Origin of the sequence: Bradyrhizobium sp. LMTR 3, assembly GCF_001693485.1 — a bacterium.
Lineage (GTDB): Bacteria > Pseudomonadota > Alphaproteobacteria > Rhizobiales > Xanthobacteraceae > Bradyrhizobium.
In genome coordinates, this window is record NZ_MAXC01000033.1 from 431,407 (window position 1) to 447,233 (window position 15,827).

Annotated in this window: 15 protein-coding genes; 11 read left to right on the plus strand and 4 right to left on the minus strand. The window is 62.2% G+C overall.

What is annotated here, in order from left to right; translation table 11 throughout:
* Position 1: 1 nt before the first annotated feature.
* The 4 genes from LMTR3_RS22880 to LMTR3_RS22895 form a co-directional block, all read right to left on the minus strand.
* A complete protein-coding gene (locus LMTR3_RS22880) occupies positions 2–1,888 on the minus strand; it encodes an adenylate/guanylate cyclase domain-containing protein (RefSeq protein WP_065747228.1) in 1,887 nt (628 codons plus the stop codon).
* A gap of 262 nt (positions 1,889–2,150) precedes the next feature.
* Positions 2,151–2,627, minus strand: a complete 477-nt coding sequence (gene queF / locus LMTR3_RS22885) for a preQ(1) synthase (protein WP_065747229.1) — start codon at positions 2,625–2,627, stop codon at positions 2,151–2,153.
* A gap of 56 nt (positions 2,628–2,683) precedes the next feature.
* Positions 2,684–3,058: a c-type cytochrome gene (locus LMTR3_RS22890; RefSeq protein ID WP_065747230.1), complete on the minus strand. Its 375-nt coding sequence runs from the start codon at positions 3,056–3,058 to the stop codon at positions 2,684–2,686.
* Positions 3,055–4,041 (minus strand): Vgb family protein, encoded by a 987-nt coding sequence (locus LMTR3_RS22895; RefSeq protein WP_065747231.1) that lies wholly within the window; start codon positions 4,039–4,041, stop codon positions 3,055–3,057. Before LMTR3_RS22895 ends, LMTR3_RS22890 begins: the two co-directional genes overlap by 4 nt.
* A 178-nt stretch (positions 4,042–4,219) precedes the next feature.
* On the opposite strand from LMTR3_RS22895, the gene eno reads away from it, so the two are divergent.
* From eno to LMTR3_RS22950, 11 genes are all read left to right on the plus strand, one after another.
* A complete protein-coding gene (eno, locus tag LMTR3_RS22900; RefSeq protein ID WP_065747232.1) occupies positions 4,220–5,503 on the plus strand; it encodes a phosphopyruvate hydratase in 1,284 nt (427 codons plus the stop codon).
* A gap of 46 nt (positions 5,504–5,549) precedes the next feature.
* Positions 5,550–6,686 (plus strand): zinc-binding dehydrogenase, encoded by a 1,137-nt coding sequence (locus LMTR3_RS22905; RefSeq protein WP_065747233.1) that lies wholly within the window; start codon positions 5,550–5,552, stop codon positions 6,684–6,686.
* 150 nt (positions 6,687–6,836) lie between these two features.
* Positions 6,837–7,394 (plus strand): NADPH-dependent FMN reductase, encoded by a 558-nt coding sequence (locus LMTR3_RS22910; RefSeq protein ID WP_065747234.1) that lies wholly within the window; start codon positions 6,837–6,839, stop codon positions 7,392–7,394.
* 213 nt (positions 7,395–7,607) lie between these two features.
* Complete coding sequence (locus LMTR3_RS22915) at positions 7,608–7,925, plus strand: FtsB family cell division protein (protein ID WP_065747235.1); 318 nt, start codon at positions 7,608–7,610, stop codon at positions 7,923–7,925.
* A 214-nt stretch (positions 7,926–8,139) separates the two neighbouring features.
* Positions 8,140–9,162: a pyruvate dehydrogenase (acetyl-transferring) E1 component subunit alpha gene (gene pdhA / locus LMTR3_RS22920; RefSeq protein WP_065747236.1), complete on the plus strand. Its 1,023-nt coding sequence runs from the start codon at positions 8,140–8,142 to the stop codon at positions 9,160–9,162.
* 102 nt (positions 9,163–9,264) lie between these two features.
* The gene (locus tag LMTR3_RS22925; protein WP_065747237.1) at positions 9,265–10,665 is read left to right on the plus strand and encodes a pyruvate dehydrogenase complex E1 component subunit beta; all 1,401 of its coding nucleotides are present in this window, start codon (positions 9,265–9,267) and stop codon (positions 10,663–10,665) included.
* Between the two features lie 4 nt (positions 10,666–10,669).
* The gene (locus tag LMTR3_RS22930) at positions 10,670–10,975 is read left to right on the plus strand and encodes a DUF5076 domain-containing protein (protein ID WP_065747238.1); all 306 of its coding nucleotides are present in this window, start codon (positions 10,670–10,672) and stop codon (positions 10,973–10,975) included.
* A gap of 2 nt (positions 10,976–10,977) precedes the next feature.
* On the plus strand, positions 10,978–12,333 hold the full coding sequence (locus LMTR3_RS22935) for a pyruvate dehydrogenase complex dihydrolipoamide acetyltransferase (protein WP_065747239.1): 1,356 nt from the start codon (positions 10,978–10,980) through the stop codon (positions 12,331–12,333).
* Between the two features lie 66 nt (positions 12,334–12,399).
* On the plus strand, positions 12,400–12,945 hold the full coding sequence (locus tag LMTR3_RS22940) for a PH domain-containing protein (protein ID WP_065747240.1): 546 nt from the start codon (positions 12,400–12,402) through the stop codon (positions 12,943–12,945).
* 74 nt (positions 12,946–13,019) lie between these two features.
* Positions 13,020–14,438 carry a dihydrolipoyl dehydrogenase gene (gene lpdA, locus LMTR3_RS22945; RefSeq protein WP_065747241.1) on the plus strand — a complete coding sequence of 473 codons (1,419 nt, stop codon included), beginning with the start codon at positions 13,020–13,022 and terminating at the stop codon, positions 14,436–14,438.
* Between the two features lie 129 nt (positions 14,439–14,567).
* Positions 14,568–15,809 carry a threonine synthase gene (locus tag LMTR3_RS22950; protein WP_065747242.1) on the plus strand — a complete coding sequence of 414 codons (1,242 nt, stop codon included), beginning with the start codon at positions 14,568–14,570 and terminating at the stop codon, positions 15,807–15,809.
* The last annotated feature ends 18 nt before the right edge of the window (positions 15,810–15,827 follow it).

A 15,827-nucleotide genomic window follows, 5' to 3' on the forward strand; every position in this document is an offset into this window, starting at 1 on the left:
CCTATAACCCGGCCGCCTTCATTCCTTCCCGCAGATATTCGGAATGTGAAGGGTCTTTGAAGCGCGAGCCTAACTTCTCCAAATCGAGAAACGGTACGCGGCGGCGGAGCGCCTCGACATAACGCGCGGCTTGCTCCTTGCGGCCGAGTTGGGCAGCGGCCGCAGCAGCCGGGACATTGAACATGGGAAAATCGGAATAGCGCGCAAGGCCGCGCTCGGCGACGCGCAGGGCGTCCTCGTGCCGATGCTCGAGATAATAGGCGACCGCCAGATCGAACACGAACCTCGGTTCGAGCATGGGATCGAGCTTGAGCGCGAGCTGGAGCGCTTCGGTCGCTCCGCCGATGTCGCCCGAGAAGGACTGCACCGACCCCCATATTGCCAGCGCGTTGGCGTCGCTCGGGTTGATTTCAATAGCTCGCTTCACCGCGTCCTTTGCTTGATCGTATTCGGTGCGCGCAAGAAGTATATGTCCGAGTGCACGGTATCCGTCGGGCTCGTTGGGTCCCAGCGTGATCGCCTTGCGTGCTTCTGCCGCGCCCCGCGCGAGTTCCTGATCGGGAAATTCCGTCCAGCCCAGAATTGCCATTGAGTAGAGCGCTTCTGCCAGCAGGGCCCGTGCCGCAGCATAATTTGGGTCCAACTCTATCGCCTTCGTGATCAGCTCGCGAAACTGGCGGTTCGTGGCTCGCGAACCTCCTTGCCCGATCGCCCTCGCGCGCAGAACCAGATCGAAGGCCGTCGGATTGGGCCGCGGGTGATCGAGCTGCCGTCGGCTTTCGATGAGCGTAACATTGGCCGCAAGGGTGCCGGCGATCCGACGGGCGATCGTGTCCTGAAACTCGAAAATATCGGTAAGCTGGCCGTCGAAATGATCGGTCCACATCACTGTGCCAACTCGTGGTTCGGTCAATTCCGCAGCGATACGCACGCGTGTACCCGAGTGCCTGACACTCCCCCCAACCAGATAGTTCGCGCCCAGCTCGGAAACGATCTCTTCACGTGTGGCCGGCCGCTTCTTGTAGGGCAACACGGCATTTCGCCCGATCACCCGCAGCGTGTTGAAACGGCCGAGAGCGCTGATGACTTCCTCGGTTACACCGTCGGCGAAATAGTCCTTGCCTTCGTCGCCGGTTTGATTGGCAAAGGGCAACACGGCAATGACCGGGATCGCGCTGGAGGCGATGGGCCTTGCCGGCGCGGCGCCTTGCGATACATTGGGTGGCGCGCGAGGCAAGCTGAACCATGTGATCGCCGCTAAAGCGATCGTGACCGTTATCGCCACGCCCGCCCATGTCCACACCGATGATCGTCGTCTCGGCTGAGCGAGCGGCGCGGCCGGTTCGACCGCTGCAGCCACTGAAGGCTCGATGCGATAGACCTTGATAGGGTTGGAAATGTTCTTGAGTTTCTGCTCCCCGGCGTCCGTGATGGGAATTTCGAGCTTACCCCGTACTTGTCGGTACGCATCTTCGGACAGGCAGATGCCGCCCGGCGGCGCAATCTGCTCCAGCCTTGCCGCGATGTTGACTCCATCGCCGAATACGTCGCCTTTCTCGACAATAACGTCTCCGAGGTTGACTCCGATGCGGAATTCGATGCGGACGTCGGCAGCAATGTTCGTGTTGCGCCGTGCCATTCCACTCTGTATCGCCACGGCACAGGAAACTGCTTCCACAATCGACGGGAACGAAAGCAATAAGCCGTCCCCGGTGGTTTTAACGATGTGTCCCTTGTGAGCGGCAATAAGCGGATCGATCAACGCCAGGCGATGTGCTTTCAACGCCGCCAATGTGCCTCTCTCGTTCGCGCCCATCAGACGCGAGTAGCCCACCACGTCGGCGGCGACGATCGCAGCGAGGTGACGCTCGATAGGGCCCGTAGACACAGTCGAGATTCCCTACCAACCTTGAATAGTCCGTCACCTTAGCTCTATTCGGTCCCGCGCGGCGGCAGCAAATGGCCGCAGAGGCCGTGCCAATAGCTAAGGATCCGGTCAGTATCGGGCATAAGGAGCGCGGATGATGACCGCTTCTGACACATCGCGTCCCTTCGCTGCGACGCGGAATTTGGTCGCCATCATGCCATAGCGCACGTCGAGTAAGCACATCAATCAATCTCGATTTATGGGTACGCGCCCCGGCTCGTGCCTAGCCGCGCCCGCGATAAGGCGCGACGCCCTGATCGGGCACCCACACGTCCTTTGGAAGTTTGCCGGTCTGCCAGAACACGTCGATTGGGATGCCGCCGCGCGGATACCAGTAGCCGCCAATGCGCAGCCATTTCGGCTTGATTTCGGCCGCAATCCGCTTACCGATCATGACCGTGCAATCCTCGTGGAAAGCGCCGTGATTGCGAAAGCTCGCGACATAGAGCTTTAGCGATTTGGATTCCAGCAGCCATTGTCCCGGCACATAGTCGATCACGAGATGCGCGAAATCCGGCTGGCCGGTCACGGGGCAAATCGAAGTGAATTCCGGTGCGGTGAAGCGAACCAGATAATTGGTGCCCGCTTGCGGATTGGGCACGCGGTCGAGCTGTGCCTTTTCAGGGCTATCAGGCCATTCCACGGCGCGGCCGAGCTGCAGTGATTTGGGCAATGATTTCTGCAAAGATTTCTTGGCCATCATGATTGTCCTGTTGGAAGGGCTGACATGGACGCAAGCGTCGTTGCCGTCAACTGTCAGCGCGAGGAGGGATCGGCGAGAAACTTCACCAGCGCCTGCCGTTCGGCGGTGTCCTCGATCCCACGCATCGACATCCACAATCCCGGAAACATCGCGGCGGGATCGGCGAGGAAGGCTTCCAGCAGCTTCACGTCCCAGCGCAATCCTTCGTCGCGCGCCTTGCGCAACACCGGCGAATAGTCGAAGCCGGCGTCGCTGCCGACAGGGCGTCCGATCACACCTGACAGGTTAGGGCCGGGCAGGCCACGCTCCGCGGGATCGAGGCTATGGCAGGCGCGGCAGGGCGTGAACGCCCGCGCGCCGTCTTCCGCCGCATTGGCGGGAGCGGGCAGGAGAAGGGATATCAGCGGCAGGACGACGAAGAGCCTCACGCGGCCGTCTGTATCACGACCAGCCGGCCATTGCCGGATTCAGCGCCCCAGGTCTCGCCGGGCCGGCCGTCGAGCTGGCGCACATTCGCACCCGACTTGTCGCTCGGGAACGCGTTGAATTTTTCCGTTACCGGATCGAAGCGCACGATGGCGTTGGCGCCGAAATCGGTGAGCCAGACCTTGTCCTTGTCGTCGACATAGACGGCATACGCCCGCGGATTGCTCCCGGGCAGCTTCCAGGCCTTCCAGGAGCCGTCGGCGGGATCGTGCACCGACACTTGGCCGCTGTTCCATTCGCTGACCCAGATCCGGCTCTTGGAGTCCGACCACACCCGCCGCGCACCCTGCTTTGGCGTTGACGGTTCGACGATGGTCGCCTGGCCGCTCGCCAGATCGATCTTTGCAATGTGATTGCCGGCGAGTGAGGCGTACCAGATCTCGCCCTTCGGGGTGACCGTGATCCCGTACGGACCGACGCCGCGCGGCGCCTTGAACACGGTCGTTTCGCCCGATTTCGGATCGAGCCGGCCATAGATGCCGGACTGGCCGGTGAACCAGTAGATGCCGCTCTTGTCGAACACGCCGGTGTTGAGATTGGCATAGGCCTCCTTTTCTGGCAGGCGGAACAGCGTCACCTTGTGGTCGGCGGGGTCGACGCGCGCAATCGCGTTCTGTCCGCCCTCGGTCACCCACGGCGCGCCGTCGGGGCCGATCACGACGCCATGCGGCGATGCGCCCTTGCCGAGATTGATCAATTTGAACGTGCCGTCCCGTGGGTCTAGTCGCCCCAGCGTTCCGTTGCGCTGACCGGTGAACCAGATCGCGCCATCACGCGCGGGCGTGACGTCGTGCAGGCCGACGCCAGCATCGATCGGATAATATTTGACCCGGAACGGGCCTTCCTGCGCGGCGGCTGCGCGCAGCAGGGCGGGGGCAGCCAAAACTCCAGCAGTGGTGTTTTTAAGAAACTGACGGCGGTTCATTGCGTTACCCCTGCTTGTGAACGTGAAGGTTTGGACGCCGATATCAATCCTGGAGCAGTTTATCCTGACCAGGCGGTGCCGTCCGGAAAAGGCCATTCCTCAAGCGTTCACATTTGCTTGCTCCCCGTGTAAGACCGCCCCCGAAACCGGACCACCCATTCCCAGGAAAGTTTAAGACATGACCGCCATCGTCGACATCATTGGCCGTGAAATTCTCGATAGCCGTGGCAATCCCACCGTTGAAGTCGATGTGGTGCTGGAAGACGGCTCGATCGGCCGCGCGGCTGTTCCCTCCGGTGCGTCCACCGGCGCCCATGAGGCGGTCGAGCTGCGGGACGGCGACAAGCAGCGCTATCTCGGCAAGGGCGTGCAGAAGGCGGTGGAGGCTGTCAACGGCGAGATCTTCGAGGCGCTGAGCGATCAGGCCGTCGAGGACCAGGTCCACATTGACCAGATCATGATCGATCTCGACGGCACGCCGAACAAGAGCCGGCTCGGCGCCAACGCCATCCTCGGCGTCTCGCTGGCCTGCGCCAAGGCAGCGGCCGAATCCTTCGACATGCCGCTCTACCGTTACGTCGGCGGCACCTCGGCGCGGACGCTGCCGGTGCCGATGATGAACATCATCAACGGCGGCGTGCATGCCGACAACCCGATCGATTTCCAGGAATTCATGATCCTTCCCGTGGGCGCCGCGAGCTTCGCCGAGGCACTGCGCTGCGGCTCGGAAATCTTTCACACGCTACGCAGCGAACTGAAGAAGGCCGGCCACAACACCAATGTCGGCGACGAGGGCGGCTTTGCGCCGAACCTGCCGTCGGCGGACGCCGCCCTCGATTTCGTGGTGAGCGCGATCGGCAAGGCCGGCTACAAGGCGGGCAGCGACGTCATGCTCGGCCTCGACTGCGCGGCCACCGAGTTCTTCAAGGACGGCAATTACGTCTACGGCGGTGAGAACAAGACCCGCTCGCGTTCCGAGCAGGCAAAATATCTCGCCGATCTCGTCTCGCGTTATCCGATCGTCACGATCGAGGACGGCATGTCGGAGGATGACATGGACGGCTGGAAGGAATTGACCGACCTGGTCGGCAAGAAGTGCCAGCTCGTCGGCGACGACCTGTTCGTCACCAACGTCACCCGCCTTGCCGACGGCATCAAGAACGGCCGCGCCAATTCGATCCTGATCAAGGTCAACCAGATCGGCACACTGACGGAGACGCTCGCCGCCGTCGAGCTGGCGCACAAATACGGTTACACTTCCGTGATGTCGCACCGTTCCGGCGAGACGGAAGATTCCACCATCGCCGATCTCGCGGTCGCCACCAATTGCGGCCAGATCAAAACCGGATCATTGGCGCGCTCCGATCGCACCGCCAAGTACAACCAGCTCCTGCGCATCGAGCAGCAACTCGGCAATCAGGCGAAATATGCCGGCAAATCGGCGCTGAAGGCCTTGGCATAACGCGCCGGCGCAACCAGATAGGACGGACACCAGGGGGAGGATGGCGATGAGCGACGGCAGAAATGGGCTACAACTGCGTTCGCTGCTCAAGAAGAGCGGCGAACTCGAACTGTCGCTGGTCGATGTCCCGACGCCCGAGCCGGCCGACGACGAAGTCGTGGTCCGTGTCGAGGCGACCCCGATCAATCCGTCCGACCTTGGGCTGCTGATCGGTCCCGCCGACATGTCGACGGCGAAGGAGTCCGGCACCAAGGACGCGCCCATGGTCACGGCGAAGATGCCGGAAGCCGCGATGCGGATGATGGCGGCGCGGCTCGACCAGTCGCTCCCCGTCGGCAATGAAGGTGCCGGCGTGGTGATCAGGACCGGATCTTCGGACGCCGCGAAAGCGCTGATGGGCAAAGCGGTCTCGATGATCGGCGGCGCGATGTACACGCAGTATCGCACCATCAAGGTCAGGGACGTCATGGAGCTGCCGTCAGGCACAACGCCGGCTGACGGCGCATCATGGTTCGTCAATCCCTTGACCGCGCTTGGGATGACCGAGACGATGCGGCGCGAGAACCACAAGGCGCTGGTGCACACCGCGGCCGCCTCCAATCTCGGGCAGATGCTCAACAAGATCTGCATCAAGGACGGCATCGGTCTCGTCAATATCGTCCGCAGCAAGGAGCAGGCCGACATCCTGCACGAGATCGGCGCCAAGTATGTCGTCGATTCCACCGCAGACACGTTCATGGACGATCTGACCAACGCGCTGGTGGAAACCGGCGCCACCATTGCGTTCGATGCGATCGGCGGCGGCAAGCTGGCAAGCCAGATTCTTACCTGCATGGAAATCGCGGCCAACAAGACCGCCAAGGAATACAGCCGCTACGGCTCGAACGTGTACAAGCAGGTCTATATCTACGGCAGTCTCGACAATCGCCCGACCGAGCTCAGCCGTACATTCGGCCTGACCTGGGGCGTCGGCGGCTGGCTCTTGACGCCGTTCCTGCAGAAGATCGGCCCCGCCGAAATCGGCCGGCTGCGCCAGCGTGTCGCGTCCGAGCTCAAGACCACCTTTGCCAGCCGCTACACGCAGGTAGTGTCGCTGCAGGAGACGCTGCAGCTTTCCAACATCGCCGTCTACAACAAGCGCTCCACTGGCGAGAAATTCCTGATCAATCCGAACAAGGGGTGACGCGCGCTTCTATCGCCGCGAACAGGCTGCCTTTCAGGCGGCTTGTTTTTGCATGCCGAGGCAGCCGTAAAGATAAGTTAATGCACTTGCATCTTTCCGCCGATCTGGCGTAAGGGAGCGCTGGCGCTTTCGCTTCAAAAGGGGAATCCAATGGCCACCTACTACACCATCGTCACGATCGTCGGCTCTCTCCGCAAGGAGAGCTTTTCGCTCAAGGTCGCCAATGCGCTCGCCAAACTGGCGCCGGCTTCGCTCAAGCTCGATGTGACCACGCTGCATGAAATTTCCTTCTTCAACCAGGATTTGGAAGCGGCGCCGCCGGCTGACTGGCTGGCGTTTCGCGAAAAGCTGCAGAAGTCGAACGGCGTGCTGTTCGTGACGCCCGAATATAATCGCTCGATTCCCGGCGTCCTGAAAAACGCGATCGACGTCGGGTCGCGCCCCTATGGCAAGAGCTCGTTTCTCGGCAAGCCGACCGGCATCGTCAGCAACTCGCCCGGCGCGCTCGGCGGCGTCAGCGCCGCCAAGCATTTGCAGAACATCCTGCCCGGTATTTCCGGCCCGATCCTCGGCCAGCCCGAAATCTACCTCAACGGCATCGCCGACGCTTTTAACGAGAAGGGCGAGCTCGCGAAGGAAGCGGTGCAGAAGGTGCTGCAGCAATACATCGACGCGTTTGCGGCGTTTGTTGAAAAGCAAAACGGGTAACAGCTCTCTCACCGTTGTTGCGAGGAGCAAACTCTCGCCCGTCATTGCCTGCGACAAACGCGAAGCGTTTGCGCAAGGGAGCGCAAGCGACGAGGCAATCCATCCCCCCGTTATGCTGCGGCATGGATTGCTTCGCTTCGCTCGCAATGACGGAGGGGCCAGTCAGGCCGCGTTCTTAGCATTCCATTAACCCGACCGTCGCATCTTGACGGCATGGTCTCCCGCGCCCGATTGAAATCCGTCCTGACCGGGCTCGCCCTCTATACGGTGGCGGCGATGATGGTCGGCTATTTCGGCGTCAACGCCTATACCGGCAAATACGGCCTGAACGCGCGCCAGGAACTGGATCAGGAAATCATTGCCCTGACTTCGGAATTGGCGCGGCTGAAGCGGGAGAGGGCAGAGGGCGAGCAGCGGGTATCGCTGCTGCGGTCCGACCGGGTCGATCCCGACATGCTGGATGAGCGCGCGCGCTTCCAGCTCGACTACGCCAATCCGCGCGATCTGATCCGGATCGTCAAGCCGAACTGATTTCAAACCGATGTCACGAACACGGCCGTCATGGGGACGCTGCCGGCGTGAGCAGTCCGCAAATTTCAAAAAATCGCGAAATCAATTTCGAAAATGTCGCGGCCCACATTGCACTGCGGCATAGCAATATTTTCTCCAGCGCACGCAATCCTTTCACGGCGGTTTGAGTTGGGATAGAGAGGGCTGATCCGTCTCTCTTTCACCCGGAATTGCCATGGCTGCACCCAAGAAAAGCGTCGCGAAAGAATCAGTGCAGGAGAAGGCAAACGGGTCCCCACCGGAATTCACCAAGGCGCAGGAACTGGCCGCGCTGCGGGACATGCTCTTGATCCGCCGCTTCGAGGAAAAGGCCGGCCAGCTCTACGGCATGGGCGCAATTGGCGGCTTTTGCCATCTCTATATCGGCCAGGAAGCTGTGGTGGTCGGAATGCAGATGGCCCTGAAGAAGGGCGATCAGGTCATAACCGGATACCGTGACCACGGCCACATGCTGGCCTGCGGGATGGACGCCAACGGCGTCATGGCCGAACTCACCGGCCGCCGCGGCGGCTACTCCAAGGGCAAAGGCGGCTCCATGCACATGTTCAGCATGGAGAAGAATTTCTACGGCGGCCACGGCATCGTCGGTGCCCAGGTTTCGCTCGGGACCGGCCTTGCTTTCGCCAATCGTTATCGCGGCAATGACTTCGTCAGCGTCGCCTATTTCGGTGACGGCGCGTCCAACCAGGGCCAGGTCTACGAGAGTTTTAATATGGCGGAGCTGTGGAAGCTCCCGGTGATCTACGTGATCGAGAACAACCGCTACGCCATGGGCACGTCGGTGACGCGCTCCTCGGCACTGACCGATTTTTCCAAGCGCGGCGCCTCCTTCAACATTCCTGGTCAGCAGGTCGACGGCATGGATGTGCGCGCCGTGAAAGCCGCCGGCGACGAGGCGGTGGCCTGGTGCCGCGCCGGCAAGGGGCCGTTCATCCTGGAAATGCAGACCTATCGCTACCGCGGCCACTCGATGTCCGACCCGGCGAAATACCGGACCCGCGAAGAAGTCGAGAAGATCCGCACCGACCAGGACCCGATCGAGCAGGTGCGCAACCGCCTGCTGGCCGCCAAGGTCAGCGAGCAGGAGCTGAAGGCGATCGACGCCGAGGTCCGCGAGATCGTCAACGCATCCGCCGATTTCGCCCAGCGCGATCCCGAGCCCGATCCGTCCGAGCTCTGGACCGACGTCTACAGGTAATTCAACGCATAGTTCGTAAAACGTGGGACCTGGTTTGCTGCTCTCGCGACCTGCAGATCAAACGAGCGCAGAACCACTGACGAGTGATTTTCGGGAGCCGATATGCCCATTCAAGTGCTGATGCCTGCGCTGTCGCCCACCATGGAGAAGGGCAACCTTGCGAAGTGGCTGAAGAAGGAAGGCGAGACGATCAAATCGGGCGATGTTATCGCCGAGATCGAGACCGACAAGGCGACGATGGAAGTCGAGGCGACCGATGAGGGCACGCTCGGCAAGATATTGATCCCCGAAGGCACCGCCGACGTCGCCGTCAACACGCCGATCGCGACCATTCTGGCCGACGGCGAGAGCGCAGCCGATCTCGGCAAGGCCAGCGCGCCGGCGCAAGCGGCGAAGGCCGCGGAATCGGCGCCCCCCGCTGAAGCCAAAGCGGAAGCGCCGCAGCCCAAGGCCGAGAAGGCGCCAGCGGCACCGCCGGCCGCGGTCGCCGAGCCCGATCCGGAGGTCCCCGCCGGCACCGAGATGGTCACCCAGACCATTCGCGAGGCGCTGCGCGATGCGATGGCGGAAGAGATGCGGCGCGACCCCGACGTGTTCATCATGGGCGAAGAGGTCGCGGAATATCAGGGCGCCTACAAGGTGACCCAGGGGCTCTTGCAGGAATTCGGCGCGCGGCGCGTGATCGATACCCCAATCACCGAGCATGGTTTTGCCGGCGTCGGCGTTGGGGCTGCGATGTCGGGGCTGAAGCCGGTCGTCGAATTCATGACGTTCAATTTCGCCATGCAGGCGATCGACCAGATCATCAACTCCGCGGCCAAGACGCTGTACATGTCGGGCGGCCAGATGGGCTGCTCGATCGTATTCCGCGGCCCGAACGGTGCTGCCGCCCGCGTCGCCGCCCAGCACAGCCAGGACTACTCGGCCTGGTACTCGCAAATTCCCGGGCTGAAGGTGATCGCGCCGTTCTCGGCGGCCGACTACAAGGGGCTGCTCAAGGCCGCGATCCGCGATCCCAACCCCGTCATCTTCCTCGAAAACGAAGTCTTGTACGGCCACACCGGCGAAGTGCCGAAACTCGACGACTACGTGATCCCGATCGGCAAGGCGCGTATCGTTCGCTCGGGCAAGGACGTAACGCTGATCTCGTGGTCGAATGGCATGACTTACGCGCTGAAGGCCGCCGACGAGCTCGCGAAGGAAGGCATCGAGGCAGAGGTGATCGACCTGCGCACGCTACGCCCGATGGACACCGAGACGATCGTCAACTCGGTAAAGAAGACCGGCCGCGCGGTGACGGTGGAGGAGGGTTGGCAGCAGTCCGGCGTCGGCGCCGAGATTGCCGCCCGCATCATGGAGCACGCCTTCGACTATCTCGATGCGCCGGTCGCGCGCGTATCCGGCAAGGACGTGCCGATGCCTTATGCCGCGAACCTCGAAAAGCTCGCATTGCCTTCCGTGGCCGAGGTGGTTGCGGCCGCCAAAGCCGTTTCTTATCGGTAAGCCCATGGCCGGTCCTAACGAACAACCGCTGCCGCCGGACGTGATCGGCCGCGAGGACGCCGTTGAAGTCCTGCGCGCCTTCGTCGTCGATGGTGGGCTCTCGATCGCGTTCCAGCGCGCCTTCGAGGAGCCTGACATGTGGGGCCTCTTGCTGGTCGATATCGCCCGCCACGCCGCCCGCGCCTATGCGCGCGAGAGCGGCTACACCGAGGACGAGGCGCTTGCGCGCATCGTCGAGATGTTCGAAGCCGAAATCAACCGGCCGACCGACATGGGCTCCACCACGCCCCGGCCGCAACAGGGTCACTGACGATGCCGATCAACATTTTGATGCCCGCGCTGTCGCCCACGATGGAGAAGGGCAACCTTGCCAAGTGGCTCAAGAAAGAGGGCGACAAGGTCAAGTCCGGCGACGTGATCGCCGAGATCGAGACCGACAAGGCGACGATGGAAGTCGAGGCGGTCGACGAGGGTACGATTGCCAAGATTCTGGTACCGGAGGGTACGCAGGACGTCCCCGTCAACGACGTGATCGCGGTATTGGCCGGCGACGGCGAGGATGTGAAGGCGGCAGGCGCCGCGCCCGCGCCGAAGGCTGCCGAAGCGCCCAAGGAGGCACCCAAAGAAGCGCCCAAGGAAGCACCTAAGCCTGCTGCCGCGGCACCGGCGCTAACGCCTGCGCCCGCAGCGGCTCCCGCGCCTGCCCCTCAGGCGGCCGCTCCTGCCAAGGGTAACGGCCAAGCCCGCATCTTCTCTTCGCCGCTCGCGCGCCGTCTCGCCAAGGATGCGGGCATTGATCTTTCGCGTATCAACGGCTCGGGGCCGCATGGCCGTGTCGTCGCCCGCGACGTCGAGGACGCGAAATCCGGCAAGGGCCTGAAAGCCCCGGCCGCCGCGCCTGCGGCGGGTCCGAGCATCGCGCCGTCGATGTCCGACAAGCAGATCCTGGCGCTGTTCGAGGAGGGCAGTTACGAGATCGTGCCGCATGACGGCATGCGCCGCACCATTGCGCAACGGCTCACCGCTTCGGTGCAGACCGTGCCGCATTTCTATCTGACGATGGACTGCGACATCGGCAAGCTCCTGGTCGCCCGCGAGGAGATCAACGCCGCAGCCCCCAAGGACAAGGAAAAGAAGCCGCTCTACAAGCTCTCGGTCAACGACTTCGTCATCAAGGCGATGGCGATCGCGCTGCAGCGGATCCCGAATTGCAACGTGAGCTGGACCGAAGGCGGCATGCTCAAGCACAAGCACTCCGACATCGGCGTGGCCGTGGCGATGCCCGGCGGCCTGATCACGCCGATCATCCGCAAAGCCGAGACCAAGACACTCTCCACGATTTCATCGGAGATGAAGGACTTTGCCGCGCGCGCGCGGGCGCGCAAGCTGAAGCCGGAAGAGTATCAGGGCGGCACCACCGCGGTGTCGAACCTCGGCATGTACGGCATCAACCACTTCACTGCCGTGATCAACCCGCCGCATGCGACGATCCTCGCGGTCGGCACCAGCGAGGAGCGTCCCGTGGTGCGCGGCGGCAAGATCGAGATCGCGCAGATGATGAGCGTGACCTTGTCGTGCGATCACCGCGCCATCGACGGCGCGCTCGGCGCCGAGCTGATCGGCGCATTCAAGCAGTTGATCGAAAACCCCGTGATGATGATGGTGTGAGGGAAACGCAGGCGCCGATCTTCTTGCGTCGGGCGAAATCCACCGACTTCAGACCAAGGGAAAGCGATGTCGCCAAGTGAAGTCAAACTGTCGGTCAAACCGATGTTCATCGGCTGGATTACGCTGTTGACTCAGCTTCCGTTGCAGGTGTTTTTCACGCTGTGGTGCGGCGTCTTCTTCGGTGGCGTGGGCGCGTCGATCGGCATTTTTCCGAATGCGAAGGATGCGTCCTACGCCATAGGCGCGATTGCATTCTTTGCTGTTCCGGTCGTTGCCTATATCGGCAAGAAGCTGAATTACAGTCAGACCGAATACCGCTTCTATTCCGACCGGCTCGAATTCGATGAAGGTTTTCTCACCATCAACAAGAAGGTGATCAAGTTTCGCGACGTAAAGGAGACTACCTTGCGCAAGGGCATCCTTCAGCGCAGCTACGATCTCGGGTCAATTTACCTCGCAACCCTTGCGACAGGGTCGACACGAAATTCGAATCCGTTCGTGGCGCTGGGTTTCGGTAATGTTTCGGCGAGCGGCGTCATTGTGCGCGACATCTCCGATCCCGACGAAACCTTTGAGACAATCCGGAAGCTGGTTGACGCGAAGAGCGATTAGAACAAAGCCGAGACGCCCCGCGCCAGACCTCGCACCAAACGATATTCTAACGATCCAGGCAGAGACCGACCAACATGGCCGATACATCCTTCGACGTCATCATCATCGGCTCCGGTCCGGGCGGCTACGTCACCGCGATCCGCTCGGCGCAGCTTGGCTTCAAGACCGCAATTGTCGAAAAATCTTATCTCGGCGGCATCTGCCTGAACTGGGGTTGCATCCCGACCAAGGCGCTTCTGCGCTCGGCCGAGATCTTCCATTACATGCAGCACGCCAAGGATTACGGTCTCTCCGCGGAGAAAATATCGTTCGATCCGAAGGCGGTGGTACAACGCTCGCGCGGCGTTTCGAAGCGGCTGAATGACGGCGTCGGCTTCCTGATGAAGAAGAACAAGGTGACGGTGATCTGGGGCGAGGCGTCGATCGATGCGCCAGGCAAGGTCACGGTGAAGAAATCCGCCGTCGAGGCGCCGAAGGGGGCGCTGGGTGAGGGCGCCTATCAGGCCAAGCATATCATTCTCGCGACTGGCGCCCGGCCGCGCGTGCTGCCGGGGCTCGAGCCTGACAAGAAACTGGTCTGGACCTATTTCGAGGCAATGGTGCCGGAGCGGATGCCGAAATCGCTGCTGGTGGTCGGCTCCGGCGCGATCGGCATTGAGTTCGCCTCGTTCTTCCACACCATGGGCGCCGATGTCACCGTCGTCGAGGTGCTGCCGCAGATCCTCCCGGTCGAGGACGCCGAGATCGCCGGCCTCGCGCGCAAGCGGTTCGAGAAGCAGGGCATCAAGATCCTCTCAAACACCAAAGTCACGAAGCTCGAGAAGAAAGCCGACAGCGTGGTTGCCACCATCGACGACGGCAAGAAGCCGCAGACGGTCGAGTTCGAGCGGGTGATCTCGGCGGTCGGCGTGGTCGGCAATGTCGAAGGCCTCGGCCTCGAAAAACTCGGCGTCAAGACCGACCGCGGCGTCGTCGTGATCGACGGCTACGGCAAGACCAATGTCCCCGGCATCTATGCCATTGGCGACGTCGCAGGTCCCCCGATGCTCGCCCACAAGGCCGAGCACGAAGGCGTCGTCTGCATCGAGGCGATCAAGGGCCTGCATCCGCACGCCATGGACAAGAATCTCATTCCCGGCTGCACCTATTGCCACCCGCAGATTGCTTCCGTGGGGCTGACCGAGGCGAAGGCGAAAGAGGGCGGCCGCGAGATCCGCGTCGGCCGTTTCCCGTTTGTGGGCAACGGCAAGGCGATTGCGCTTGGCGAGGACCAGGGCCTCGTCAAGGTGATCTTCGACAAGAAGACGGGGCAATTGCTCGGCGCCCACATGATCGGCACGGAGGTGACCGAGTTGATCCAGGGTTACGTGGTCGCCATGAACCTGGAGACTACGGAGGAGGAGTTGATGCACACCGTATTCCCGCATCCGACGCTGTCCGAGATGATGAAGGAGGCCGTGTTGGATGCCTACGGCCGCGTGCTGAATATCTGATGCCGCCGTCATTGCGAGCGGAGCGAAGCAATCCACCTATCCACTTGCGGCGCTATGGATTGCTTCGTCGCTGACGCTCCTCGCAATGACGGATAACGAGAGATCGCTAAAACAAGAAAGAAACGACGCGTGAAAGACAACGACAATCTGACCATCGAACGCCCGACGTTTGTGACCCATCTCGAATGCGCGATGGAGGGCGATCGGTACGAGGCCGATCAGATCCACAACCTCTCCAAGGCCGGCAAGCCGCTACTGGTGCGCTACGACCTCGCTGGCGTGAAGAAGGCGCTGACCAAGGAAGCCCTCGCGCAGCGCCCGGCCGACATGTGGCGCTATCGCGAGCTGCTGCCGGTGCGTAAGGTCACGGACATCGTCAGCCTCGGCGAAGTGACGACGCCGCTGATCCGGCTGCCGAAGCTTGCGAAAAAACTCGGCGGCGGCGAGATCATCGTGAAGGACGAGGGCCGCTTGCCGACCGGCTCGTTCAAGGCCCGCGGCCTTGTCATGGCGGTGTCGATGGGCAAGGCGCTCGGTATCAAGCACATGGCGATGCCGACCAACGGCAATGCGGGCGCGGCGCTCGCGGCCTACGCGACGTCCTGCGGCATCAAGACGACGATCTTCTGCCCCGCCGACACACCGGAGGTGAACGTCAGCGAAATCGAGCTGCAGGGCGCCACCGTCTATCGCGTCAACGGCCTGATCGACGATTGCGGCAAGATCGTCGGCGAGGGGAAGGCAAAGGCGGGCTGGTTCGACACCTCGACGCTGAAGGAGCCTTACCGGATCGAAGGCAAGAAGACGATGGGCCTTGAGCTCGCCGAACAGCTCGGCTGGGAGATGCCCGACGTGATCTTCTACCCGACCGGCGGCGGCACCGGCCTGATCGGGATGTGGAAGGCGTTTGCCGAACTGGAAGCCATCGGCTTCATCGGCGCGAAGCGGCCGCGGATGGTCGCGGTACAGGCGTCCGGCTGCGCGCCGATGGTGCGCGCCTTCGAGAACGGCACCGAGCACGCTCCGCGGTGGGAGGATGCCCATACCATCGCGTCAGGCATCCGCGTGCCGCAAGCGGTCGGAGATTTTCTGATCCTGCGCGCGGTTCGCGAGAGCAAGGGATTTGCGATCGCGGTCCCGGACGAGAAGATTTCTGCTGCGCTCAACGAAGTGGCGCGCGAGGAGGGTCTGCTGTTGTGTCCGGAAGGGGCGGCGACGTATGCTGCCTATCAGCAAAGCCTTGCCGACGGCCGCGTGACCAAAAACGATCGGGTCATGCTGTTCAATTGCGCGACAGGGCTTAAATATCCGCTGCCGCCGGTCACGCGCACGCTCGATCGCCACCAGCCGATCGACTACGCCAAGCTCTGACCGTGATGCGGCGGAATG

What these genes read in the sequence shown, in the direction of transcription:
- eno (WP_065747232.1), top strand. Translation starts at nt 4,220, where the DNA reads ATGACCGCCATCGTCGACATCATTGGCCGTGAAATTCTCGATAGCCGT.
- LMTR3_RS22910 (WP_065747234.1), top strand. Translation starts at nt 6,837, where the DNA reads ATGGCCACCTACTACACCATCGTCACGATCGTCGGCTCTCTCCGCAAG.
- pdhA (WP_065747236.1), top strand. Translation starts at nt 8,140, where the DNA reads ATGGCTGCACCCAAGAAAAGCGTCGCGAAAGAATCAGTGCAGGAGAAG.
- LMTR3_RS22915 (WP_065747235.1), top strand. Translation starts at nt 7,608, where the DNA reads ATGGTCTCCCGCGCCCGATTGAAATCCGTCCTGACCGGGCTCGCCCTC.
- LMTR3_RS22935 (WP_065747239.1), top strand. Translation starts at nt 10,978, where the DNA reads ATGCCGATCAACATTTTGATGCCCGCGCTGTCGCCCACGATGGAGAAG.
- LMTR3_RS22930 (WP_065747238.1), top strand. Translation starts at nt 10,670, where the DNA reads ATGGCCGGTCCTAACGAACAACCGCTGCCGCCGGACGTGATCGGCCGC.
- LMTR3_RS22940 (WP_065747240.1), top strand. Translation starts at nt 12,400, where the DNA reads ATGTCGCCAAGTGAAGTCAAACTGTCGGTCAAACCGATGTTCATCGGC.
- LMTR3_RS22895 (WP_065747231.1), bottom strand. Translation starts at nt 4,041, where the DNA reads ATGAACCGCCGTCAGTTTCTTAAAAACACCACTGCTGGAGTTTTGGCT.
- lpdA (WP_065747241.1), top strand. Translation starts at nt 13,020, where the DNA reads ATGGCCGATACATCCTTCGACGTCATCATCATCGGCTCCGGTCCGGGC.
- LMTR3_RS22925 (WP_065747237.1), top strand. Translation starts at nt 9,265, where the DNA reads ATGCCCATTCAAGTGCTGATGCCTGCGCTGTCGCCCACCATGGAGAAG.
- queF (WP_065747229.1), bottom strand. Translation starts at nt 2,627, where the DNA reads ATGGCCAAGAAATCTTTGCAGAAATCATTGCCCAAATCACTGCAGCTC.
- LMTR3_RS22905 (WP_065747233.1), top strand. Translation starts at nt 5,550, where the DNA reads ATGAGCGACGGCAGAAATGGGCTACAACTGCGTTCGCTGCTCAAGAAG.